Source organism: Algoriphagus sp. (assembly GCF_029254265.1).
GTDB lineage: Bacteria > Bacteroidota > Bacteroidia > Cytophagales > Cyclobacteriaceae > Algoriphagus.
On the sequence record NZ_JAQWXX010000026.1, the window covers coordinates 33,274 to 59,023 of the forward strand.

The 25,750-nt window shown below is 37.6% G+C and carries 23 protein-coding genes and 1 tRNA gene; 12 read left to right on the top strand and 12 right to left on the bottom strand.

Annotated elements, in window-relative coordinates; genetic code table 11:
- Positions 1-121 precede the first annotated feature (121 nt).
- The 8 genes from P8O16_RS03405 to P8O16_RS03440 all read left to right on the top strand — a co-directional run bounded on the left by P8O16_RS03405 (position 122) and on the right by P8O16_RS03440 (position 8,642).
- A complete protein-coding gene (locus P8O16_RS03405; RefSeq protein WP_300310881.1) occupies positions 122-2,074 on the top strand; it encodes a PspC domain-containing protein in 1,953 nt (650 codons plus the stop codon).
- A 61-nt stretch (positions 2,075-2,135) separates the two neighbouring features.
- Positions 2,136-3,536 (top strand): MBL fold metallo-hydrolase, encoded by a 1,401-nt coding sequence (locus P8O16_RS03410; RefSeq protein ID WP_300310882.1) that lies wholly within the window; start codon positions 2,136-2,138, stop codon positions 3,534-3,536.
- Positions 3,537-3,764: 228 nt separating this feature from the next.
- Positions 3,765-4,253 (top strand): carboxypeptidase regulatory-like domain-containing protein, encoded by a 489-nt coding sequence (locus P8O16_RS03415; protein ID WP_300310884.1) that lies wholly within the window; start codon positions 3,765-3,767, stop codon positions 4,251-4,253.
- 193 nt (positions 4,254-4,446) lie between these two features.
- Positions 4,447-5,016, top strand: a complete 570-nt coding sequence (locus P8O16_RS03420; protein WP_300310886.1) for a sigma-70 family RNA polymerase sigma factor — start codon at positions 4,447-4,449, stop codon at positions 5,014-5,016.
- Positions 5,009-5,788, top strand: coding sequence for a hypothetical protein (locus P8O16_RS03425; RefSeq protein WP_300310888.1), 780 nt, complete (start codon positions 5,009-5,011; stop codon positions 5,786-5,788). Before P8O16_RS03420 ends, P8O16_RS03425 begins: the two co-directional genes overlap by 8 nt.
- A 30-nt stretch (positions 5,789-5,818) precedes the next feature.
- Positions 5,819-6,856, top strand: a complete 1,038-nt coding sequence (locus tag P8O16_RS03430) for an outer membrane beta-barrel protein (protein ID WP_300310890.1) — start codon at positions 5,819-5,821, stop codon at positions 6,854-6,856.
- A gap of 56 nt (positions 6,857-6,912) precedes the next feature.
- Positions 6,913-7,707: a hypothetical protein gene (locus P8O16_RS03435; protein ID WP_300310891.1), complete on the top strand. Its 795-nt coding sequence runs from the start codon at positions 6,913-6,915 to the stop codon at positions 7,705-7,707.
- A gap of 8 nt (positions 7,708-7,715) precedes the next feature.
- Entirely contained in the window at positions 7,716-8,642 is a 927-nt protein-coding gene (locus tag P8O16_RS03440; protein WP_300310892.1) for a DUF4097 family beta strand repeat-containing protein, read from the top strand.
- Between the two features lie 53 nt (positions 8,643-8,695).
- On the opposite strand, the gene P8O16_RS03445 is transcribed toward P8O16_RS03440, so the two are convergent.
- A complete protein-coding gene (locus tag P8O16_RS03445; protein WP_300310894.1) occupies positions 8,696-9,184 on the bottom strand; it encodes a hypothetical protein in 489 nt (162 codons plus the stop codon).
- Between the two features lie 144 nt (positions 9,185-9,328).
- Entirely contained in the window at positions 9,329-10,429 is a 1,101-nt protein-coding gene (locus P8O16_RS03450) for a ferredoxin--NADP reductase (protein WP_300310896.1), read from the bottom strand.
- 217 nt (positions 10,430-10,646) lie between these two features.
- Between P8O16_RS03450 and purB the strand changes: the two genes are divergently transcribed.
- The gene (purB, locus tag P8O16_RS03455; RefSeq protein ID WP_300310898.1) at positions 10,647-11,990 is read left to right on the top strand and encodes an adenylosuccinate lyase; all 1,344 of its coding nucleotides are present in this window, start codon (positions 10,647-10,649) and stop codon (positions 11,988-11,990) included.
- A gap of 50 nt (positions 11,991-12,040) precedes the next feature.
- On the opposite strand, the gene ctlX is transcribed toward purB, so the two are convergent.
- Positions 12,041-12,991 carry a citrulline utilization hydrolase CtlX gene (ctlX, locus tag P8O16_RS03460; RefSeq protein ID WP_300310900.1) on the bottom strand — a complete coding sequence of 317 codons (951 nt, stop codon included), beginning with the start codon at positions 12,989-12,991 and terminating at the stop codon, positions 12,041-12,043.
- Positions 12,975-13,835 carry a hypothetical protein gene (locus P8O16_RS03465; protein ID WP_300310901.1) on the bottom strand — a complete coding sequence of 287 codons (861 nt, stop codon included), beginning with the start codon at positions 13,833-13,835 and terminating at the stop codon, positions 12,975-12,977. The genes ctlX and P8O16_RS03465 overlap by 17 nt, the downstream gene beginning before the upstream one ends.
- 283 nt (positions 13,836-14,118) lie before the next feature.
- On the opposite strand from P8O16_RS03465, the gene P8O16_RS03470 reads away from it, so the two are divergent.
- A complete protein-coding gene (locus P8O16_RS03470; RefSeq protein ID WP_300310903.1) occupies positions 14,119-14,349 on the top strand; it encodes a hypothetical protein in 231 nt (76 codons plus the stop codon).
- 44 nt (positions 14,350-14,393) lie between these two features.
- Here P8O16_RS03470 and P8O16_RS03475 read toward each other — a convergent pair whose 3' ends face one another.
- Positions 14,394-16,676 (bottom strand): molybdopterin cofactor-binding domain-containing protein, encoded by a 2,283-nt coding sequence (locus tag P8O16_RS03475; RefSeq protein ID WP_300310905.1) that lies wholly within the window; start codon positions 16,674-16,676, stop codon positions 14,394-14,396.
- Between the two features lie 12 nt (positions 16,677-16,688).
- Positions 16,689-17,147: a (2Fe-2S)-binding protein gene (locus P8O16_RS03480; protein ID WP_300310907.1), complete on the bottom strand. Its 459-nt coding sequence runs from the start codon at positions 17,145-17,147 to the stop codon at positions 16,689-16,691.
- Between the two features lie 272 nt (positions 17,148-17,419).
- On the opposite strand from P8O16_RS03480, the gene P8O16_RS03485 reads away from it, so the two are divergent.
- A tRNA-Asn gene (locus P8O16_RS03485) sits at positions 17,420-17,493 on the top strand.
- Here the strand turns inward: P8O16_RS03485 and P8O16_RS03490 are convergent.
- The 6 genes from P8O16_RS03490 to P8O16_RS03515 form a co-directional block, all read right to left on the bottom strand.
- On the bottom strand, positions 17,459-19,027 hold the full coding sequence (locus P8O16_RS03490; protein ID WP_300310909.1) for a recombinase family protein: 1,569 nt from the start codon (positions 19,025-19,027) through the stop codon (positions 17,459-17,461). The genes P8O16_RS03485 and P8O16_RS03490 overlap by 35 nt on opposite strands.
- The gene (locus P8O16_RS03495) at positions 19,017-19,202 is read right to left on the bottom strand and encodes a hypothetical protein (protein ID WP_300310911.1); all 186 of its coding nucleotides are present in this window, start codon (positions 19,200-19,202) and stop codon (positions 19,017-19,019) included. Before P8O16_RS03495 ends, P8O16_RS03490 begins: the two co-directional genes overlap by 11 nt.
- A 163-nt stretch (positions 19,203-19,365) precedes the next feature.
- A complete protein-coding gene (locus P8O16_RS03500) occupies positions 19,366-19,986 on the bottom strand; it encodes a hypothetical protein (protein WP_300310913.1) in 621 nt (206 codons plus the stop codon).
- Between the two features lie 42 nt (positions 19,987-20,028).
- Positions 20,029-21,465 (bottom strand): hypothetical protein, encoded by a 1,437-nt coding sequence (locus tag P8O16_RS03505; protein WP_300310915.1) that lies wholly within the window; start codon positions 21,463-21,465, stop codon positions 20,029-20,031.
- Positions 21,466-21,999: 534 nt separating this feature from the next.
- Positions 22,000-22,290: a hypothetical protein gene (locus tag P8O16_RS03510; protein ID WP_300310917.1), complete on the bottom strand. Its 291-nt coding sequence runs from the start codon at positions 22,288-22,290 to the stop codon at positions 22,000-22,002.
- Positions 22,291-22,722: 432 nt separating this feature from the next.
- Entirely contained in the window at positions 22,723-23,325 is a 603-nt protein-coding gene (locus P8O16_RS03515; RefSeq protein ID WP_300310919.1) for a recombinase family protein, read from the bottom strand.
- Between the two features lie 305 nt (positions 23,326-23,630).
- Between P8O16_RS03515 and P8O16_RS03520 the strand changes: the two genes are divergently transcribed.
- Positions 23,631-25,364 (top strand): hypothetical protein, encoded by a 1,734-nt coding sequence (locus P8O16_RS03520; RefSeq protein ID WP_300310921.1) that lies wholly within the window; start codon positions 23,631-23,633, stop codon positions 25,362-25,364.
- The last annotated feature ends 386 nt before the right edge of the window (positions 25,365-25,750 follow it).

Genomic DNA, 25,750 nt, shown 5'->3' on the forward strand with positions numbered 1-25,750 from the left:
CCACCCGAAGAAAAAAAAATGAAACTCACATGAAATCGAGCATGACTCACAAGTCACACATCGTAATGATTAACAACCATGCGAGATTCCATCTGACCATCAAAAAGCAAATTATAAACAGATGAAAAAGACGATAAGCATAAACATCAGTGGAATTCTCTTCCACATCGAAGAAGATGGATACGATCAGCTCCGAAAATATCTCGACGCGATCAACAACCATTTCTCTTCCTATTCTGATAATCAGGAGATTATTTCCGACATCGAAAATCGAATCGCCGAAATCTTCTTGAGTAATCTGAAAAACAACAAGCAAGTCATCTCTGCAGAAAATGTCGAAAAACTCATTGAGAAAATGGGAACAGTCGCGGATTTTGCAGCTATAGAAGATGAAAAGTCGGATGAGAAGATCAATCTTGATTCTGAAGAGAAAGACGAAGATTATTACAAATACGTCACTCCTCCAAATGCTGAAAAAGGCGGATACAAAAAACTAGTCCGACTTGAAAACAAAAAAATCCTTGGAGGTGTCTGTGCAGGTTTTGCGCATTATTTTGCAATAGACCCACTTTGGACTAGGCTTATTGCGATCCTTTTACTCTTTAGCGGTAATCTAAAGTTTAATTTTGGGCCACTCGATATTCTTCCTTTTGATGATTTTAGACTTAATCTAAGCTTTGGCGTATTTGCGGCAATCGCATACATCGTGCTTTGGATCATACTTCCAGTTTCTTACGAGATCAGTGAGGATAAAAACATCAAAAAACTCTATCGAAACCCAGATGATAAAGTACTGGGAGGAGTAGCCAGTGGACTTTCAGCCTATTTTAATTTTGAAGTAATCTACATCCGTTTGGCGTTTGTTCTTCTTATAGCAGCTGGAGGATCTGGGTTTCTGATCTATTTGATTTTATGGATTATTACTCCGGTTGCAAGCTCTATTACAGAGCGAATTAGGATGAAAGGTGGAGAAATCACTTTGGATAATATCGACTCAACCTTAAAAGAAAACCTGAATCCAGGCCCAATCATGCCCGAATCGAAGACCAAAACGGTGCTCTTGACACCTTTCCGAATAATCGGTCAAGTCATTGAAGCAATTGGTAGTGCTTTAGGTCCCCTAGGTAGATTTTTCTTGAATGTGGTTCGGGTGATCTTTGGACTCATTGTCTTCTTTGTAGGATTATCTGTGACGGTCGCTCCAATTATTGCTCTCATGGTCTACTTTGGATTGTTTACCAATGACAACTTTGTGGTCCTGATGGCTGAGTTTCCATTCGAGCTCTTCAACAATCTCATTCCGGTCTGGCTTGTAATCGGTGCATCATTTCTTTTGATTATCCCGGGCATCATTATCATCATGCTAGGTTTGAGTGTGCTTTCACAAAAAAACCTGATCGGAGGAAGATTTGGTTTAGTAGCTCTTGGGCTTTGGTTGCTTTGCGTAGGAATCTGTGCATTTCAAATCCCCGGAATAGTGGTTCAGTTTAAAGAAGAAAACTGGTATAAAACCGAAGAGATAATCCCCATAAAAGGTGAAACGATGATTCTACAGCTAAATCCTATTGGTGATGAAGCAAATTTCAATCAAATCAACCTTAGAATTGAAGGTTCTGCCGATAGTTCTGTTGTACTTCGAGAAGAGTTTTTCTCTAGAGGAAAAACCAAAGCTGAAGCAATGGAAAATGCAAAGTCTCTAACGTATCAATATACAGTTCTTGATTCATTGGTCACTTTTGATGAAGGTTTTGATCTAAATTCTATGACTACATTCCGTGATCAGCGAGTCAATCTAATCTTAGAGATTCCTTATGAAAAGCCATTTATCATGGAGCGCTCGCTATTAGAAATCCTTCGTAACACCATCTATAGAAATGGATACAGATCTTCCGATCTTTCAGAAACCACGATTTGGAAATTCAACGAAAAAGGATTGGTATGCCTGAATTGTGAAAGGGAAATTGAAGAAATAGAAGCAGAAAGTAAAAACATTGATTCTACAGCTTATTACAAAAAAAAGCTGGACAGCCTCAGTAAAGTCCCCTTTAAGGATTCAACTAACACAAATCAATAATTAAAAAGCGCTCAGAAGAGCGCTTTTTTTTTGTAACTTCTTGCCGAACTCAAAAAAATATATGGACGTATCTGTAAAGTTTTTAGGCGGGGCAAGTACTGTTACTGGATCTCGCTATTTAATTGACATTGGTAAGTTTGAATTTCTAGTAGACTGTGGTCTTTTCCAAGGTAGAAGGGAACTTCGGGAACGGAACTGGGACAAATTCCCCATGCCTCTCGGTGAAATGGAAGCTATAGTACTGACTCATGCACACTTAGATCATATTGGCAGCCTTCCAAGGATTGTGAAGCAAGGATTCAAAGGACCTATCTATTGCACAGAGGCTACTGCCGAGCTTGCTAAAATCCTTTTAATGGATTCGGGTAAACTACAGGAAGAAGAAGCTGAATATGCGAGAAAGAAAGGCTATTCCAGACATGATGATCCTCAGCCACTCTATACTCAGGAGGACGCCGAAGCGGTATTCCCGATGTTGGTTCCGAAGCCTTTCGAAAAACCTTTTTCAATTCATGATTCCATATTGGTTACCTTCTATCATGCAGGTCATATTCTTGGTGCCGCTTCAGTCAAAATAAAAATTAAGGGGGATTCTCAAACCAAAACTTTGGTGTTTTCAGGAGATCTGGGAAGATACCATGACCCGATTCTTTTCCCGCCCACTTTGATTCCAAAAGCTGATATCATTTGGATAGAGTCTACTTATGGGGATCGGAAACAACCTCCAGTAAAGCCTTCCGAGGAGCTAGCTGCTGCCATTTTAGACACATTTGACCGAGGTGGTCTAGTGATTATACCTGCATTTTCCGTGGGCAGGACCCAATTAGTACTGTATTATTTGTTTCACCTTATGCAGAAAGGAAGAATCCCGAAAGTTCCGATTTTTCTGGATTCTCCAATGGCGATTAATGCCACAAAGCTTTACCAGGATTTTCATCAAGACCATAAATTGAATGCCGTTTTGGAAGAAGAGGATCAACACCCTTTTAAGCATCCACAGCTTCATTATTACCAAAAGCAGGAGCAATCCAAATCTCTGAATGGATTCAGGGGAAATGCAATTATACTCTCCGCCAGTGGGATGGCAACAGGGGGAAGAGTTGTCCATCACTTATATAATCGGTTGCCCTATGAGCAAAATGGTGTGATTTTCGTGGGTTTTCAAGCAGAAGGAACTAGAGGAAGAAGATTAGTGGATGGAGAACCTCAAATTCAAATTTATGGGAATTCAGTTCAGGTGAAAGCCAAAATTTACAGTATCGATGGGCTCTCTGCCCATGCGGATCAAGACGAACTGATGGAATGGGCCGAAGGATTTGTAGAGAAGCCGAAAGTTGCCTTTGTAGTTCACGGAGAAGAGGAAGCTTCAGCCGTTTTAGCCAAAAAACTTCATGAAGAATTAGGTTGGAATACGGTCATTCCAAATTATCTGGAATCAGTTATTTTATTTAGTGGCATATGAAATCGAGCATACCGTAATCGACATACAGAGTGATGTCCCGATGGTTATCGGACAGAAATGCGAGATTCTCCCGATCCTGATATATATCGGGACGGGGCAGGCTATATGACCTATAAAAATCAAATTATAAACAGATGAAATCGAGCATGACCCAAAGCGACACACAGAGTTATGGTTATAATGCTTGCGAAGATTCCATGTGGCCATTAAAAATCAAATTATAAACAGATGAAAAATATAATAAACTCGATTTTCTCCTCTGGTATTTTTGTTATACTGATTGGCATAACCTTCAGCCAGTGTAAATCCCAAAAAAGCGAAAATCAGGGTATAATGGGAAAAGTCACTTGGTTGGAAGGGAATCAAATGCCTACCATAAAATCTGAAAAAGATTCTAGCATTACTTCTGTCAATCCGAAAGGAACTCCGGTAAAACGTACTTTAAAAATATATCCCCTTACCAATTTAATGGACGTCAAAGAACAAAATGGACTGTTTACTTCTATTGCCGGAGAAGCTATTGTAAGTATTGAGAGTGATGAAACAGGAAATTATTCGATCGAATTAAGTCCAGGAAAGTACTCCATTTTCACAGTCGAAGAGGGAGGCCTTTTTGCAAATAGTTTTGATGGTCAAGGCAATATTCAGCCAATTCAAATCAAAAAAGGAGAGTGGCTAAAGAAAGATATCGTAATCACCTACAAGGCGTATTTTTAAAAAAAGACCGAAAACGAAAAATAACAACTATTGCAACACAATAAAGAAAAGATATTTAAAAATCTATTTATCAATAGATTATATACACACCTTGAATTTAAAATCGTTTTTCCGGATTTTTTTTAACTTTTTTTCACGGTTCATGCAACCATTTAATCAAACCTGACATCTACCTCATTGAAAGCATAAACCAATGTTCAGCAGAACCAATTTTTCAACAGAGTCAGGATTAATTCAAGGTTGCCTAAAAGGCGATCGAAATGCCCAGCGGCATTTGTATGATACCTACTCAGGAAAATTTTTGGCGATCTGCATCCGATATCTAAAAGATCGGGAGCATGCGGAGGATGTGATGATCGAAGGCTTTATGAAAATCTTTGACAAACTCCCCCAATATCAAGGGACCGGAAGTTTTGAAGGTTGGATGAAGCGAATCATCGTCACCCAAGCATTGATGACACTGAGAAGTCATCGTCATCTGATGATGGAGGTCAACATGGAAAATGAAACTGATTATAAGGATCATTCCTACGAACTCAATCATCTCGAAGTGGCAGATTTGAGAGATATGGTCGGAAGTCTACCGGTAGGTTACCGGACTGTTTTCAACCTTTTTGCCATCGAGGGATATTCGCACCAAGAAATTGGAGATCTCCTCGGAATCACAGAAAGTACCTCCAAATCCCAACTCAATAGGGCTAGGAATACTTTGAAAGAAAAGATTGCCAGTCAAACTATTAATAAAAAGACAATCAATGGCTAGAGATAATACAAATCTGGATGAGTTTTTCAAGGAAAAGCTAATCCAGGACAGCATCAAACCAAGTAAACTAGCTTGGGATAGACTGGAAAGTCAGCTTCCTAAGCAAGAGAAAACCAAGACTCCTTTCATGTGGTGGGCAGTTGCTGCTGCGGTAGCAATCATGTTTTCAGTGAGTTATTTGACTTTGCGAGATGAGGTTACAGAGCAAAACCCGATTTTATTGGCGGAGGAGAACCAAGAATCCCAAGAGATTCCGGAGCAAAATTCCACAGAATCAATTCTTGAAAGCACTTTCGAAAACCAAAATGAGGAAGTCCCAACATCAGAAGAAAACGCAATTTCTGAACCATTAAAAGTTGAAAAGAAGAAAACAGTAGAAAAATCTAATTCTAATCCTCCTCAAAAGCTAATGGCACAAGCCGAAGTAATCTCAGAACCAAGTTCCAAAGTCGAATTGGACGGAAAAGAATTGATAGTAGAGCCGGTAGAAGTTCCTGCCTTGAAATTACCAGACCTTCAGGTGAATAAGACTGTCGCAGTAGTGGAGGAGACACCAATGGAAAAAGAGCCTACCTATCGAGTTAAGATCTATTCAGATGGACTTGAAGAAGAAAAAGACAAGAATTTAATCGCCGGAATCGGTAAAAAAGTAGAACAAGTCGAAGGATTATTCGGGAAAGTTGATCAGGGTTTTGCAGACCTGCAGGATGCAAAAAACAATCTCTTTACCTCATTACTAACCAAAAAAGAAAAAATCGCTGAAAAGCTTTAAAAAAACCAACGCACTTAATTTGATTTTATCATGAAAAAATACCTGCTATTATTTTGCCTGATGGCAATCGTAAAGATTGGATTTGCATCTAACGAAATGCCCACACTAGATCATAAAATTAACTCTGATTCTGTAATCGTAGAATTCGGAAAATCCGGGAAAGTAGTCATTATTGTCAATAACAAAGAGGATTTTGAGAAGCTGAAATCCATGAACATCAATGAAATCATCCGTGAGCTTGACTTGAAACAAAATGAAGAAAATGGTGAGTTGACCATCGTGCAGATTCAGAAAAAAGACGGAACCTCTAAGGATATAGTCAGAGTAAATGAAGATGGAATGGAAACTGAAGTTTACATCGGAGGAATTCGAGTATTTGTAGACGAAACTGGTGATAACACCAAAGTCAAAATTGAATCCGGTCTTAAGAAAAAATCAGACCCTCCATTTAGAACCTATTTCAATATAGACCTCGGGGTAAATAACTACTTAGATTCTAATGGCGATTTCCCTTCCTCAGACAACCCCTATGCGGTCAAAGGCTGGGGAAGCTGGAACGTGGGATTAAACTGGATGGCAGCACAACGGATCTCTAAAGGCTTCTACTGGGACTTCGGTATTGGATTCCAATTCTATAATTTCAAATTCGAGAATCGCGATTTCCAAGCTATAAGAGGTGATAATCAGATCGATTTCTTACAGCGAAACGATGTAGATGGATTTAAAAGCAAAATCTCCGCCTCTTATCTTACTGCGATGACGATGCTTGAACTGGATTTTGGAAAAATGAATGACAATGGCGGAAAAGGTCTTCGGATAGCAGTTGGTCCTTATGCAGGATATCGATTAGGTGGACAATCAAAGTATGTGTATCGAGAGCTTGAGGGATCTGGCCGTAAAAAGGACAAGCAAAATACGGGACTCTATCTTCAAAATTTCAGATATGGACTTAGAGGCGAAGTAGGTGTCGGCAGAGTGACTTTCTTCACGACTTACGATATGAATGAATTGTTCCAGGCTGGAAAAGGCTCAGAACTGAATCCAATCACTTTTGGAATTGTATTCTAAAAAACAGTTGAGGTGAGGCATACCCTCACCTCATTTTAAACTAAACCAAAAACATAATGAATCGACTATTACTCATCACTGCGGTATTTTTTATGAGCATTGGCTCATTGACCGCTCAGTCTGCTGATAGCAGCAATGTGAAAAAAAAGAAAGTTTACACCGTCTTTGGCAATACCTGGTATTATGAAAAATATAATAACGGAACGAGCTCTTGGCAATTCGAGACAGAAGATTACAATAACTACTTGTCAAACAACAAGCCTGGGAAATTTAGCTCAGACCTCGAAGTAGACTTGGGTCTGAATCTTTGGTCACCAACCGACAATGCTCCTCAAGTAAAGCCTTGGGGTTCTTGGAATGTCAACTTGAATATGGTGGGCACTTATAAAGCCTCTAAAAATTTCCATTTGAAAACAGGAATCGGAGCGAGTTTCTACAATTTCAAATTGGAAGACACGGACTTAATCGCTGTAAAAACTCCTTCTGGAATCTCTTTCGAAGAATTCACCGCAGGAACAGGAACCAAGTCTAAAATCTCTGCTTCTTACGCCAATATATCTCTAGTCCCTACGATTTTAACCAATGATGGAAAGCTTCGCTTCGGAATCGGAGGATATGCAGGAGTCAGGCTCGGTGGCAGAGGTAAATTCGTCTATGATGATGCCAGCGGAGAGCAACAAAAGATTTTTGAAAAATCAAATATGTATGCCTCAAATTTCAGATATGGAGGTCGAGCTGAAATAGGTGTAGGCGATTTCGACTTGTTTTTTAACTACGACTTCAATGAAGTATTCGAATCAGGAAAAGGACCTAAACTCAACGCGATCAGCTTTGGCGTGATCATTAATTAAAATCTATTATGAAAAATCTCTTCAAAATTTTTACCCTTAGTATCTCTCTACTTTTGGTAGCGGGAATTAGCTACGCTCAAAATGTACTTGTCGATGCCAATAAGTCTTACTCCAATATCAAGTCCATCGAAGTAAATGGGGGATGGCTGGATGTGACTTATGAAGGTGGATCTGGATCCGAAGTAAATGTAGAAGCCTATTTAGAATCCAATGAAACCAACCAAGATATTGTTTTTGTGACCTTGGGTGATGTGTTGAAAATCTCCTATGAGCGAAGCAAAAACAACTACTCTTGGAACAGCAAAAACAAAGGCTATATCAAAATCACTGGACCTAAAGAGATAGCTCTTCAACTTCGAAATAGCTCAGGCTCTATGATGGTTAACAATGTTTCGAATGACGAAACACTTTTGAAAGTTACTTCTGGAAAAATCAGTGCCTCAACTATAGCCGGAAATTTAGATATCCAAGCTACTTCAGGTTCATTAAAAATCGATGGGGTTAAAGGAGATGTAATTGCAGGACTCACCAGCGGAAATGCAGATATTTATAATGTAAGCGGTAATGTACAATACAAATCAACCAGCGGATCATTGGATGCGGAAAACATCAATGGAGAGATAAACATCTCTTTAACTTCAGGAAATGCCCGATTAAATAATATTGGATCTTTGGGAACTTTAAAATTCACTTCCGGAAACATTAAGGCAGAGAATGCAGGATTAGGAGATCACACGTCCTTCGAGGGTTCTTCAGGAAATTTCAAAGTACAGACTCCTTCAAATTTGAAGGCATTCAATTTTTCACTCAAAGCCTCATCGGGAAATGTAAAAGTAGGAGGCATCAGCTCAGGAAAGTCTCTGGAAATGGATAACGGTTCAGATGCATGGGTAAAAGGAAGCATTACTTCAGGAAATATTACTATAGAAAACTAAACCAACCAGCACTAAAAAGCAAAATGCCAATCTGATTCAGATTGGCATTTTTTTTAGTCAGGTCTTGAGGCAAGACGAATCAGCTCTTTTTGTTCTTTATCAAGTTTGAGCAACTTTCCTATTCGGTCTGGAGTAGGTTTTCCTACAGAAAAAAAGATCAAAGTCACTGCAAAAATCACGATGAAAATTGCATTTTCAAAAAAGAGTAATCCAACAGAACTGATCAATGAAATCAAAAACAAAAGGAAATATCGCTCCCTAGTTGCATTCATATAAGCTTTAAGTTTTAGGATCAATTCTTCTGTTAAAAAGCTAGAATTGATTCTTTTTCTAAATAAAAGAAACTGTACCAGCAACAGCCCAATCCCGAAACCCATTAAAATCTGTTCCACAATTGCTGGAATTACTGGTAGATCCCAATTGAGGTTCCCAGAATTATGGTAGAGATAAATCATCCCGAAAACAGGAAGCACTACTGCCATCAAAATCAGAATCAATTGCTCTGTTCCTTTATAAATTCTACGTAATTCTTTTCCTTCCAATTTTTTAATTACTAAAATGAAATCAACTCGTTAAACTCAGCTCGCAGTCTCCATACCTTTCTACCTACTAATTGTTAGCGAAACCTTCGAGTTAAAATAACCTCAAAGGTTACACACTTCACATTGCGAACTGCTTCCTGAAATCTACTCAATTCTCACTTTTACATCCGAAGTTATCGGTCGAGACACACAGCAAAGAATGTAACCAGCCGCTATTTCTTTTTCACTCAAGCCGGCATCTTCATCCATTTTCACCTCTCCTGTGATCAATTTACCCCGGCAAGCAGTACAAAGACCACTTTGACAGCTGTAAGGCATATTCAAATCCTGAGCAAGTCCTGATTCTAAAATAGTTTTATCGGGAGAAACTGTGATCAAATGCTCCTCTCCTTCCAATTCAACTGTCACTTCGCGAGTGAGACCTCCGAGACTTCCACTTACGGCAGCTTCATGAGCCTTTTCAGCAGCAGCTGAATAGAAACTTTCTCTATGAATTTGATCTTTCGAAACTCCGAATTGATCTAGAACTTCAAGAGTGGTATCCATGATACCATCAGGTCCACAAATGAAATATTCTTTGGAAAAATCAGATTCACTCTCTGCTTTTTGAACCAAGACCTGCACCCTGTCTTTAGTCAATCTTCCACGAAGACCAGTCCATGAATCAGTAGGTTGGCTCAAATTATGGATCACTTGAAGCCTTTCTGGATTTGCTGATTCTAGCTTTTCTAATTCTTTCTTGAAAATGATTTGCGCTTCATTACGGCTACAGTATAGCAATGTGACTTTTGATTTTGGTTCATTCACCAAAACAGATTTCAGAATCCCCATGATTGGAGTGATTCCACTTCCACCAGCTACCAGGAAAAAATGACGTTGATTTTTGGAATGAAAATCAGCTGTAAAATGCCCCATTGGAGGAAGCATATTGATGGTCTTTCCAGGAAAGATTTTTTCATTCAGAAAATTGGAAAATAAACCTCCATCAACTCTTTTTACAGAAATCCCAGGATAGGGATCTACAAAAGGAGAAGTGCAAAGACTGTAAGATCTGCGCTGCTCTTTCCCTTCAAAATCAAGAATCACAGTCAAAAACTGACCTGGCTTATACTCTAAAAACGGCTCTGGCTGTTCAAAATACAGTGTGACAGTATCTGCTGTTTCCTTGACTACCTCCCTCACTTTCAATGGTAAATACGAGTTCGTTTTTACCTCCTCTTTCTTTTTCTTGAATAAATTAAACATTCGGAATCTAAGCTTTATCTTTTTTTGGATCGGTTGCAAAATTAACCCCACGCTTGGAATAATAGGCTATAGAGTTAATTATTTGATAAGGATAACTTCTAGAAGACTAAGGTGGTTCGGATTATTTCCTTTTAAAATCGGGATTTAGTGAATTTTCATCCAAGTTTTGCCTCCAAAAAATTAACTTTGAAATCCTGAAACCAATAGAACGAATCAAATGGAATTAAATGCACTGACAGCAGTCACTTCAGTAGATGGTAGATACGCTGGCAAAACTACCCCACTTCGAGCTTATTTTTCTGAGTTTGCCCTGATCAAATATCGGGTACATGTAGAAGTGGAATACTTCATTGCGCTATGTGAACTTCCTCTGCCTCAACTGAAAGCTTTTGATCATAGTTTATTTCCGACACTCCGATCTTGGGTTACTGACTTTTCATTGGAAGATGCCCAGAAAATCAAGGACACCGAGAAAGTCACTAATCACGATGTGAAAGCGGTGGAATATTTTCTGAAAGAGAAATTTGATTCCCTTGGCTTAGATGCATTTAAGGAGTTTATCCATTTTGGACTGACCTCTCAAGACATCAATAATACCGCTACTCCACTTATGCTGAAAACAGGGCTCCATGAGGAGATTTTCCCTGTCATCGAAGAAGTGATGGAAATCCTACATGATCTTGCTGAGGACTGGAAAGAGATTCCAATGTTAGCCAAAACCCATGGGCAGCCCGCCTCTCCTACTCGTCTTGGTAAAGAAATCAACGTATTCGTAGCTCGCTTAAAAGGTCAAATGGAATTATTGGAACAAGTGCCGTTTTCCGCGAAATTTGGCGGAGCTACTGGGAATATGAACGCACATCATGTGGCTTATCCAAACATTGATTGGAATGGATTCGCTTTCAATTTTGTGGACAAGTACCTTGGTTTGGAGCGAAGCTACCCAACTACCCAGATCGAGCACTATGATAATCTGGCTGCAATTTTTGATGGATTAAAACGAATCAACACCATCTTTCTGGACTTGTCCAAAGACGTTTGGCAGTACGTAGCAATGAATTATTTCAAGCAAAAAATCAAGGAAGGGGAAATTGGATCTTCAGCGATGCCACATAAAGTCAACCCAATTGACTTCGAAAATGCAGAGGGAAATCTTGGAATTGCCAATGCCTTATTGGAGCATTTGGCAGCCAAACTTCCGATCTCAAGACTTCAACGGGATCTGACAGATAGCACCGTACTTCGAATCATTGGTGTACCGCTTGGTCATATGCTGATTTCATTGGAGTCCTTGAAAAAAGGGCTGGGAAAATTAGAACTGAATGAAGCTGCAATCCATGCAGATTTGGAGGATAACTGGGCAGTAGTTGCGGAAGCAATCCAAACGATATTACGAAGAGAGGCTTTTCCAAAACCGTATGAAGCCTTAAAAGACCTCACTCGAACTAACACCAAAATTACTGCAGAATCCATTTCTACTTTCATTTCAGGATTAGCGGTATCGGATGCGATCAAAGAGGAGCTCCGTAAAATTACACCTTGGAATTATACCGGGATTTGATTTAAAAAAACTTATTTCTTTTGTAGGGGCGAAAATCATTCGCCCTTTTTTTATTCTCCTTTCGGCAAGAAAATCTCAGCCATCATACATCTGGCGGAGCCTCCACCCAACTTCTCAATTGTAGGAATACTTGGACTGATGATCGTGGTATATTTTTCAATTAATTGAATCTGCCCAATATTCAGCGAATCTAAAGCTGTCTGAGACATTACGGTAAACTTTTCTCCACCATCATTACTGACTTCGAGCATATTCCCGGCAAAGTTGAATTTCTGCTTAGCCAAAATGGGTACAATTTTCTTCCCCGATTCAGCTAATTTCTTTTGGACTTTCAATTTCTCAGAAGCCTTTGGAATACTATCCAGACAAATCACTGCTAAATCTGTCCCGACATGCATCATTACATTGGTGTGGTAGATTGGAGTCACCTGACCATCGATTTCCTGAACTGCATTAAATCCGACTACCTCGTAGCCTAAAAGTTTACTTACATAATCCAAAGGAAGTTTATGGGTTCGCTCGGAGTACCCTGCATATATCAACTTCGCTTTATGATCCAGGACCATACTTCCGGTTCCTTCGAGAAACTGCCCATCTTTTTCAAAAAAGCTCAAATCAACAATCTCTCCTACTTTGAAATTGAGCCGCATCAATTCCTCAATCAAATCCATTCTACGCTCCAACCTTCGATTTGGAGAATACATAGGATACAAGATCAATTTCCCATCTGCATGCGTGCTAAACCAATTATTAGGAAATACTGCATCTGTCTTTACAGGAGAATTTGTATCCTCAATCACAATCACATTCACGCCCTGATCTCTCAAAAGCGCCACAAAATCATCAAACTCCTTTCGCGCCAATTCCCGAATCTCCGCAGCATTCCGCTCATCTTTTTGCTGATAGAAGTTATTCTCGGCTGTTTCGGGATTAAAACCAAAATTAGCCGGTCTAACCATCAAAATATGCTGGCTAGTCTGTTGATTAGTTTCTGGCTTCATAGCGATAAAGTGTAGGGTTGATATCAAATCGCTTCTCGCTTATGGTATAGTAAGCCTTTCCGTCAGGCTGGAAACCAATCGCCTCGCCTTGCGGTTCGGGATTATAGATCAGCATTAGAGGTTCTCTAGAAAGCGCTTGTTCGATGGACTCCCCTGGTTTCCGAGTCCAATAGTAAATATTCAAATAGCTTTTGATCAGAATTTGATTCCCATCAGCAGAGATATCCCCTGCTACCGAACTGGTAAAATTCAGCTCACCTACTTTTTCCAATTCAAATTCCTCGTCACTGAATCGATCAGCCGGAAGACAATAAATGTTATTTTTTTTATCACGCTTGGATATGATGTAAATATCCCCTGAAATCGGATCCACCATCAGCGTTTCCGCATCCCGAGCGCCTCCGGGGTAAGTCAATTTGATTCTTTCAGGCTTTTCCTCAGATTCTGGTTTCAACTTAGTTGGCTCAGGAATTCTATAAATAAACACCTCATCGTGAACTGCGGCATTATCCCCAATTTCTCCGATGTAGATATAGGATTTACCTCCAGGCCCTGGACCTACCGCGATATCTTCCCAATCCCTGTTTTCCACTTTGTCTAGTTTGATCTCACCTAATTCCTCACCATCGGAATTAAACATGTAAACCGAGGATTTCCCTCCACTATCTGTATGGCCATAGAAAATACCGGTATGAACTCGGCTAAAAGCAATGCCGCTTAACTCTTCAAACTTATCTGCCTTGATTTCTTTGATCGCTTTTGGGCCTAAAAAGGTAGAGTCAAAGTCTTGAGCTACTAATGAATTGGAAAAAAGAAAAAGAAATAAGATTGTTATAACTCGCATTTATGGGACTTTAAGATTTGAAATTACGGAAAAAGCAGGAAATGAATCGATAAATAACCTATTCGGCTTATTTTTAAAGACTAACTCCAACAAAACGGATCCCCTATTAAAGAAAATGACTTGGAAAGTAGGCTTGAATATTCAGGTCTGAAATTCACCTGAAAAGTTGGATGCTACTCTTCAATCCTGGATAAAAAGTGGCCTTATTGATTGTAGTAAAAACCCGGGTTTTCTATTGGGGTTTGTTAAAAGCAGTGAGGAACTCAATGAGATTTTAAAACAGATGTTAGCCTTTCTTTCTGATGATCAGCAACTCTGGATTGCTTATCCCAAAAAGACAAGCAAGAAGTACAAAGCTACCATCAATCGGGATTCAGGTTGGGGAGAATTGGAGGCCCATGATTTCGAAGGAGTAAGACAAATCGCTATTGACGAGGACTGGTCAGCACTTCGTTTTCGGAAAATAAAATACATCAAAACAATGAATCGGAAATTCAGCACAAAAGATCAGTAGGCTTTTCTAGGACTTGAAGTCTGCCTACTGATCACTATTTCTATCTAGATCTTGAAGGGTAATTCATAAATCCGATTTCCTGTTAATTTATAAACTGCATTAGCCAAAGCTGGAATATAGGGAGGTACAGGGGGCTCTCCTACACCCGTCGGTTTGATCATGCTCGGAACAATATGCACGTGAATCTTTCTTGGAGCTTGAGACATCCGTGTAATTTGATATGTATCAAAATTATGCTGTTGGACTTTTCCATCTTCAAAGGTGATGGCGGAAGTCGTGGCCAAAGAAGTGGCAAATTGTGCTCCTCCTTCAAATTGTGATCTGATTCGATCCGTATTTACTCCGATCCCACAATCCACCGCATAATGAACCTCCGGAATACTTAAATTCCCATTTGCATCTTTTTCTACCAAAACGACGCAGGCCACATAGGTCAAGAAACTCTTATGAGCTGCAAATCCAATGGCCTTTCCTGAATCTCGATGAGCCTTCCAGTTGGATTTTTGAGCTACTTCTTCGATGACTTTTTTCATTCTTCCGGTATTCCATGGAAAGTCCTCCAGCTTTTCCCCATAGTTCTCAAAATCACCTTCCATTTCACCTTCAAAAGTCAAATCCTTGTCTTCACCCAAAAGTTGTAAGGCATTTTCAATCGGATCCATCCCTCTGGCATCAGCGATTTCATCCATCATGGCATGGATCGCAAAAGCATGGTGAATATTGCTTACCGAGCGAAGCCAGCCAATTCGAGTATGTGCGGTTGATTCATGTGATTCGATTCGAATATTTGGCACATCATAGGGAAAATCCCGACATCCCAATTCCATTTCTCCATTCGAAGGGTGTAGTTCAGCAGCGTTAGCCGTGGCTCCAATTGCCGGGAAAACGGTATGATGATTCCATCCGGTCAATTGATTTGAGCTATCTAAAGTCGCTACGATCCGCTGTGCACTGTGGGAATGGTAATAATCGTGATGAATATCATCTTCTCGAGTCCACTGAACACGAATCGGAGTTTTTGCTGCCTTGGAAAGCAAAGCTGCTTCCACCACAAAATCAGGCTTGGATTTTCTTCCAAATCCTCCACCCAGCAAGGTGACATTCATTTTAACATTAGGCAATTCGATTCCTAATGCTCCTGCAACTGCTCCCCTAGCCCACTGCGGATGCTGTGTCGGCGCCCAAATCTCTACACTACCATCTGTCTTGTAGTCCGCGATCGCCGCCATAGGCTCCATAGTAGCATGCGCGTAATAGGGCGCCAGATAGGTTCGATCCAATACTTTTGTGGCAGAAGATTTTGCTGAATTAAAATCACCTCGAGCTCTTCGTGATTTCCCATTTTTTAGGGTGGACTGAGCCATGTCTTTCAATTGTGCCGCTGAACTATAAGTCTGATTTGGACCTAAATCCCACTCAATTACTAGCGCATCCCGACCTTTTTTAGCTGCCCAAGTATTTGAAGCAACTACTGCCAAGCCTTCCAATGGTTTGTCTAGTCCGGGAGGGATCCCAGCCCCTTCTATTTTGACGACTTGGCTCACACCAGGAACAGCCATAGCAGATTTATCGTCATAAGACACAATCTTAGCCCCAACCACAGGACTTCTAGCAATGACAGCTATTTGCATATTTGGCAGATCTATATCTGCACCAAATTTTGCCTGACCAGTTACGATCGCGCGAGCATCATAGATGGCCACATCAGTTCCAATGAGCTTATATTCAGAAAAATCCTTGAGTTTGATACTTTCGGGATCTGGCAATTCCATGGTTTGAAGTGCTTCGATCAGCTCTCCAAAATCGACTTTCTTCCCACTTTCTTTCAAAAGCACTTGAGAATTTTCAGTAATACATTCGGAAGGATCAACTCCCCACTTTGTAGCAGCGGCATTAATCAACATATGTCTGGCGGTAGCTCCTGCTTTTCGCATCGGTTCGTAAAACATCCGAACTGAAAAAGAGCCATCGGTATTTTGATTGCCGTACTTATCTTCATCTCCTTCTGCTTGCACGATTTTGATTTTGCTCCAATCAGCACCCAACTCATCCGCCATAATCATTGGCAGGGAAGTTCGGATTCCTGTTCCCATTTCAGATCGATGGGCAATCAGAGTTACTTCATTATCAGAGGTAAGCGAGATATAGACACTGGGTGCAAAAGTGATGGTTTCGCCTTTAGGTCCTGCGCATTGGAAATTGACTCCCAAAAGGAATCCACCGGCTGTTAAAGAGCTGAATTTTAGAAAATCTCTTCGGGAAGGAACAAAAATCTTTGACTGATCTTCCTTGTTTCTATTTTTTAAAAATGGAATAAAATTTTTCATAGCTGATAGGGATTACAGGGATTTGGAGGCAGTAAGGATGGCTTCTTTGATTCGGTTGTAAGTTCCGCACCTGCAAAGATTCCCTTGCATAGCGGTTTCTATTTCCGAATCAGATGGACTAGAGTTTACTGCCAACAAGGCGGCAGCAGTCATGATCTGCCCCCCTTGGCAATAGCCGCATTGAGGCACAACATGTTTTACCCAAGCATCCTGAAGTGGATGATCTCCTTTTTCCGACAGTCCCTCAATCGTGGTTATTTTCCCATCACCTACTTGAGAAATCGGCAAACTACAGGATCTGACGGCCTGACCATCCAGATGAACCGTGCAAGCCCCGCAAAGTGCCTGACCGCATCCAAACTTGGTTCCTTTCATTGAGAGTAGATCTCGTAAGACCCAAAGTAGGGGCATATCAGCTTCAGCTTGAACCGAAACTTTCTTTCCATTTATTGTAATCGCGTATTCCTCCATGTGTATTTCCTGATTAGTGGCAATAAAAGTTAAAAAAAATAGTCTAAATATCTAAGGAGATAAATCTGTTTTTATCTGCCAGATGAATCCATGTAGACGATTCGGTAAAAGAAAATTTATTAAGTTAAAAAAATAAGTGCCTGAAAGCGAAACAGAAGTGAGCTTGAACTTAAGGAATCTAATTTTTTTTCAAAAAGGGATTTGGATTAAATAACTTAGCCTCCTACATTTGCATCACCAATTCGGAAGAAGCTCCGAATGAAACACAAAATTCCTCCTTAGCTCAGTTGGTTAGAGCATCTGACTGTTAATCAGAGGGTCCAAGGTTCAAGTCCTTGAGGAGGAGCAAGACTGAATAGGCTGACATTTTTGTCAGCCTTTTTCATGTTATAGGATTGTAATTCACTGGAAATCAGAAATATTCGAGCAATAAAATCCTTATAGGGAATGGTTCGAACTTCATTATCAGAAAATTCAATTTTCCCAGAAAAGATTGAACCAACCAACTTTTGTTTGGTCAACCCATCAGCCTCTCTGTAGTACCTTACCAAATCTGGCAAAATCCTTAAACTATCATCAAATAGACTTTTAAAGGGAATGAACACAGATTTACAGTTTTCCTCTTCCAATTTTAAAACTTGAATTTCACTTTCTATTTCAATTTTAAGAGCAAGAAAATTTTGAGAATCTATTTCTTGATCAAAATATTGGTCTTTGAGGAATAAAAGTCTTGAAGACAACTTTTCCATTTTTATCTTTAATTCCTTCTTATCGAAAGCACCAGATTCTCTCCTTTTTTCGAGAGCATCTTCAAGTACCTCACTATAAAGACATACTATCTCATTTGGGAATTGTAGCTGTGAAAGGAATCCAATAAAAATTTCATCAATTTTTTTAATCGAAAAACGATGTTTGCAATTGCTGATATTGCAGTGATAATAGTGGTATATTTTTTTTGATCTACTAGTTGATCCACTACCTGTGAATGATCTATTATGATCAATACAATGAATGAAAGATTTAAGTGGATACATCTCAACATTTTGCAATACAGACCTCGGCTTTATTTTCTTACCCTCAAGAATATCTTGGACCCGATTGAAAGTTTCAACAGTAATTATAGGAGGATGAACACCCCTAACAATTCTTTTAGGCTCATTTTCAGTTGCATGAACCTCAATTTGTCCTGTAAAAACAATCCTCTTGAGGAGATAATGAAAGTTAGTTTTACTCATTCTATTCAATTCTAGGAAATACATCTTTCTTAATTCCCCAGCACTATATAAGCCTGAAGCCATTTTTTTAAAAATCTCTTGAACTACCAAAGATTGTTTGGGATGTGGGGACAGGATAGATTTCCCTGAATCATTTTTTATTTTCATGTAACCGAAAGGAGCATTATACATCCAGTATCCTTCAATCATCCCTCTTCTCATACCCTCTTTAGTTCGTTGAGAAATCTTTTTACTTTCCATCTGAGCCATATGCATATGGATAGAATTAAGAAAATCACCTTCAATACTCTTGGGGTCTGCGTAAGATTCTGTCATGAAAATCTCAATACCCTTCTTTTTAAATTCTCTTAATTTACTTGATGCTTCAGGTTCATTTCTGGAAAACCTATCCCATCGAAGACAAAGAATACCTTGAATTTTGCCTTTATTGTTTTTTACAAATTTTTCAATTTTTAACCATTGAGGACGGTTGAAGTCTTTAAACCCTGTAAAATCCTCTTTATATACATCAATCAGATTATAACCGTTTTGATCGCAATATCTTTTCAATGCTTCTTCTTGGTACCCTAAGGAAAACCCCTTTTCTGCTTGCTCGTCAGTTGATACCCTACAATAAGCTATTATATTCATTCCTTTATGCTGCATATTTTTGTTTATTAATATTTATACTTTTTGATTCAGTTAATTGATTTTCAAGTATTTCAATCTCTATGAAAACCAATTCTTCGATCCAACTCTTTAATTGAATCACTTGCTCTCTGGAATACTTTCCTGGGCACCCAGTATTTAATACGTTGTTATATTTTTCTAATGTTATCATTATTTGAATTTCTTTAAGAAATTTTAGACAAAGCCTACCCAGCATGCATTTCGAGAAGAAATGCAGGTATTTATAAACCAGATATTTATGATTATTTGTTGAGCTTAGTGCTCGTGCTGGTAAAGACCTCTTTTATGCTGAAATAGGCCTCATCTAAAAGTCATTATGCTACTTGATCGAAATCCGAATTGCGTACAATAAATTTCCCTTCCTCCAAAATGAAATCGTGTCCTCTTAGCCAATTCAGGAAGTAATCCTCAAATCCACAATAGTTAAATATTGGAAATGAATTTTCGTAATATGCGTCTGTTTCGAGTATATGACCATCGTTTCGAAAATGCCTTTGGAGTTCAGAAATTTGAATGCGTAAAAAGCCTTTTTTTGCTTTTAATCTTTGAATCCAAGACTCTTCCAGAGAAAATTGTCTTCTATAAGGATTTTCAGGGTAAGCCAAAAGATATTCATCTTGATCATCAAATTGATAAATCCCTGCACCCATTGCGAATATTTCATCAGGAAGAAATCCGTCATTAAAGACCAATCCCAAAATTTCCTCAATATTATTCTCAATGAGCAAGCAAGGATAAAACCCCTCGATTAGCTTATCTTTTTCCATCAAGGACTTGATATGGGCACATAGCAGTAGAGAGAATGTCACCTCTACTCCATCCAGTAGGATGGTTTTTACTTTCCCTTCATAAATCGAATCATCTAGCTGAAGCATTTTCTTCGGTGATAATTCATCAACATTGTTGATTCTCAGTACTTTTTCTGATTTTTTCATTTTTCTTATTGTTTAAATTATTTAATTATTAGTTTGTTTTAATTATGATACTATTCGGTATACTGGGAGTATTGAAGATTTATCATTGTTCTTACTATCCATCGATTTGTACTTTGCAGGGTACCATTTGAACATGGTGGCGTGGTAATACATGACTTCTGAATGTTCTAATTCAGGCGTAAAGGTCATTTCAATACCAGATTTCCATTTTCCATCATTAAAATTACCCTGCCATTTAATCGTACATTTTATTCCCATAGCTCCAAGGGTTTCTAATACTTTCTGGATAACTAAATCCCGTTGACTGAAAGGGAAGAATAATGCATCATGAATAGGACTACTGATTACATCATTCATAATTTCTTCGTAGCATCTCATCATCACCCTAGATTCTTCCCTTTGCAAAAGGTGACTCATTACTCTATGATCTTTCTTTTTGATTTCATCAACCACTTCCATTATTTGAGGTATTTTTTCAAAAACCTTTGAATAAATAGCGTATGTATGAGATTTAGAAGATTTGTCCATCAGAAGACTCCAGAATGCAGATTTAAATGCTTCTCTCGTTTGACTAAACTTGAAATTTTCCTTTCCATTCAGAAATTCAAATGCCTTACCCAATTCAGCCCATGTTTTAAACTCACTTGTGGTTTCAGTAAGTACTTTATTCTTTGCTATTAGTCTATCAATTACTATTTTACATAAGAAAATTGCTTGAGCATTCGCAATATCCAAGTCTCCTAAGTACTCACCATTAATCAAAACATCCTTTCTAATTGTCTTAGGTAAATTTGTGAAACTGTTGTAAATTCTTCCTGTACCAGCAAGAACCTGAAATTTAGACTCTTCAAAGAGAAGTAGATATTCAAAATGATTTCTGGATAACTTAAAGGTTTTCACTCTTGAAAAATCTAAACTTTGCATCCAAATAGTCATTTTTTCAGCAATATCAGAATCAAGGTGAAACTTAGTTTTTTGATAATCTTCAAGTTTTTCTAAGAATATTTGGTCATGTTGATTTAAATCCAAATCTTCTAAATCAAATAATTCGAATTGATGACCTGGAATTTCTAAGACCTTATACTCATAACTCAAATTCTTTTTTCTTGAGAATCTCTTTGACCTTTCAAGAAGACCTGCTTCTTCTAGTACCCTTGTAACCATCCTAGCCATGGTCATCTTAGATTTATCTTTAAGCTCATATGACCTATGATTAGTAATTTGAAACAAGGACTTATAATCTAAGTAATGGAAACCAGTCAATGATTTATTCCAATACCTATTAGCTCTTAGGATTCGATCAATTACATAGATGTACTTGATGAAATGATATCTCAAATGAGATTCAATTTTCACATCATCATCAAAATAGTTAGACAAGACAGATTTAATCTTTTGTCTAATCAACTCATAGGGACCATTCAAATAGAATTTCTTCTTTTTGAAGGTCAAAGAAGGAAAATTAAGCTTTTTTACCATGAGATTGATAGTTTTGATTGAATAGCAAAAGAGGGAAAATAATAAAATGCATAGGTACTCGCACCTATCATTGAAAAATCCCTTTTTTGAGCCTTTTGATATGTTTTTTTCAAGCTGAAATCACCTCTAAAACCATTGCTATACTCGCAAGCGTTTTTAGGTTTTTTACTAGCCACCATTAGAAATCGAAAGTCTATTTGCCTTTCTCTTTCTAGGGAATATTTCCCTTTTACTGCGGAGCCTAAACCATCTCGGCTTAGGGTCTCCAATCCCATTTTTTGTTTCATATATCAGTTATACATAAAAAGGGATAATTTGGTTTCACTCGGAAAAACAGAATATTATAATTCAATTAATATAAAAATATCATATTAATATGGTAAATATTTTCTTTTCCACTTATTCAAGAAAGTGCCATATTTAGCTAGAAACAGACTTTTAAAAAATTAGCTAATCACCTATTATTAAATTAATATCATTTTCTACCCTCTAAAAAAAATTAAAAAAACTTCAAATTATTTTACTCCTAAGACATTAATTGAGCTTGAAGGCACGGAATTCAACTCCAAAACTCTCTACAAAAAAATCTAGGTACCCCCAATCCTCAAGCTCAATAAAATTGGATTCATTTCTTTTTTTGGAATGAAGTGCAAGAAAGAAATCGTTATCATTTCCGTACCACCAAATCTCTTTATCCACCATGTCGATCATTGTAATTAATTCAGCACTTCTTCTAACCAATTGATCACATTGGAAATTCTTTCCTTCAACAAGGAAAAATTCTTCTCTTGATTCAAGTTCAATTTTGAAAGCTGATTTTTCCATATCTTTAAAATTTCTATGGTTCAACGGATAGGTGAAGAAAATTGCTAAAATTTAATTTTTAAATCAAAAAAATATTTTGATCTAATCCATTGATATTCAATTAAAAAAGTTAAAAATGGTAATAGTGAAAATTTTCTAGAAAAATTTTTTTCAAAAAACCAATTCATGCATGCCTGCGTGGGTCTAGAAGACCTCCCCGAATCCCCCCCTAGGCAACGGGAAGATACGTACTGGGTAGGGAGTAGATATATTATACAATGTTTTTTAGTTCACAACCGATGCTTGACTACCCTCAATGTGCATACTACTTTTTGAAACCTCACCAAAATTTAGTCCTCTATTGGAATGTAAAATCTAAAAGTTTTACGGTGTACTGAGGTAAGGAAGGACTAAATATTAAATGATTCAACAAGGTCAAATCAATAGACATTCTTATGTATTCAATCCAAGCTTTTTAACTTTCGTGACAGTGTTAATGTGCACTCCAGCAAGTTTAGCCGCCTCTTTTGCTTTGTATCCCTTTTTCAAATAATCCAGAACCTGTTTGCTTTGTGGTTTGGACAAAAAGTCAAGAATTGTTTCTTTTGCACCCAGTTTACGACCTCTATATTTGCCTTTTAGCTTTGCAATCGCAATCCCAGCTTGTTGATTTTCCTTGGATTGCAATCTACCCATCTCTCCAACGGTACCCAAGATTGATATCATAAGCTTAGTTATACTGTTCTCCTTTCCATCAGCATCAATAGTTCGAATACCCTGATTGATGAAAAATATTGGTATTCGCTTCTCAGTGAAAAAGTGGATGGTATTTAGGATGTCTCTAAGATTTCGTCCAAGCCTATCAATTTCCCACACGTGCAATTCTTTAAGAACTCCATGATTTATATATTTTAGAATTTCACCTCCACCATTTCTGTCAAAAAATGGAATGGCTCCACTACATTTATCCTCCAGGACAAGGTCAAAGTTTGTATCTGTTTTCTGCCTGTCAAGATTTTGGTCAATGGACGAAACACGGGTGTAAAGGATTTTCATATTATCACAATTTTAAATTACATATACATATACTCTATTTTTGTGATAAATGTTTCATTTTTAGACAATTACCTCCCTGAAAAAGGGCTAAAAAAAATCACATCCAAGGGTATACTCTATTTTTAGAATAACTTTAAAAAATTGATTTTCGCCACCGAGAATTCTTTAGAAGGATTAACAACCCTTTCTTCACCACTAAACTCCTAGATTTCTTGGAGAAAAAACCTTTTGAAACTCATTTCCTATTTGATAGTAAAAAACCGTACCTCTATATTAAAATTAGTAAACCAATTTAATTCTAATAAATGACCAGAAACTACGACTCCTTTTCAATGGGACTCATTTTATGTTTTGAAGATGCTTTTCCAAATGAAAAAATGCTAGCAGCAGAAGAATACCTAGCTGAAATAAGCACAGAATTTTTGATCAAAGCATCTTCATTTTTATTGACTTACAATGTAAATCGGGAAAAATTAGAAGACCCAAAATCATTCCTTGATATTTTCTTTTCAGAAGAGAATAATGCATTCAAAGAAAATATTCTACAGCATATGATTGAAATGAGAAAAAGGGCTAGAAAACCTGTAGGTGTTTTTCATGAATACTCTGGACTAAGGGTAATAGAAATTGCATTAGGCGCTGTGAGAATTGAAGGTGCTTATGATAACGGCAAATTAGAGAGGGATTTATTTAAATCCTTATTAGTCCTGAATACAGAGTTTTCAAATAGACAGATGAAAGCAATTGAAACTACCAATGACATTGATCAGAAGATTAGAATTCAGATATTAACATTCACAGCACATTATGCGGTTTTTGATAAATCAAATTATAAACTTGAAAAAATCTGGATGGCTCAAGTTATAAAGGCTTTTCTATTTTTTGAATTTCTAGAGTCATACGAGAACACAAAACCATTACTGAATGAATTTTGCAAATACTATGAGGTAAAGGATTGGAGAGAATACCTAGAGAGCCTGTTACCGATAACTCAAAATGTAATAAATAGGGCAGTGGAAGGGAACACAGACCTAATTGTTTCTAAAGATGATTCCTATGACAAAAATGTAAAGTTTTTAGAAAAACTAATTGTCACACCTTATGATTCAACAAATGAAAGTGACTTTTTGACATTAAGGTCTAAACCAATTTTAAAAACTAGCGAAGGGAAATATCGTATCATATTTGACATCTTTGCTACTGAATTGATTTTCAAAGGATTGTACTTTAAGCTAAGGGAGATAAATGACTTATTAGAAAAGAACAGAATTCCAGATTTAAAGGGGATGTATGGACTGGAGTTTTCAGAAAAGATTTTATTGTATAAATCAATTGAATCAATTTATCCTAAGGCTATTCAATACTCTGGAAAACAAATTGATGACATGGGGATTAATTCTGCACCTGACTACTATTTAAGAATAGGAAATAAAGTTCTGTTATTTGAATCAAAAGACTTTTTAATTCGTGCAGACAAAAAGTTCTCGTTTGACTATAATGTTTATGATGAAGAATTTGGTAAAACTCTTGACTTTGAAGAGAAAGCCAATGGTAGTTTAAAAAATGGAGCCGTTTTGCAATTAATTAAAAATGTTACTCGAGTACTAAGAAAGGATTTTCCTTTTGATAAGGGGATAAATCAGAAAGAGGTTAAAGTTTATCCGATTCTTGTTCTTCATGATCTCCAATATGAAGTTTTAGGCTTCAAAGATTTTGTAGACCAGTGGTATAATCAAGAACTGTTAATTTTGAAAGAGGAAGGGTTTAATGTGAATAGAATTCAACCTCTTACAATTGTTAATATTGATTCGTTGCTTTTATATCAAAAAGTACTTGAAACAACAAAGCCTCTATCAGATTTTATAGATGATTTCCATAGATTTAATATGAGTAAGATTCATTCAGAGGATGATTTCTATAGGAAAATGAGACCATTTGGATATTTTTTAGAGGAGCAAATTAGAATAAAAGGAATAGGTAAGAAACCAGATATTTTTTCAAAAATCGTTGACCAAATTTTAACAACTTCTGCTTCTTAATTCTTTACATGATTTTTAATCCTATAACAAAGTCACTCTTCACCGATTCAGGCGACCTAATCAAAAAACTGGATTGTCCGTTTCAGATTAAATGGTCCTCATTAGCTGCAAGCAAAGACGGAAAAAAAAGTAGAGTCTGTAGCGTTTGTGATCATTCGATTGTTGACACTTCTAAACTCACTGAACAAGAATTACTCAATATCATTAAAAAAAAACCTGATGCTTGCCTAAAGGTTGATCTAAATCAAGAGAATATTAGAATTACCAACGAATGAGAAAAAACATGATATCAATCAAAGATGAATTCACTGACTCTGGATTGCGAATTATTTATACGGCAAGAGATTCTAAAGAAATCAGGAAAGCATTTCAGTTAGGTTTTTATC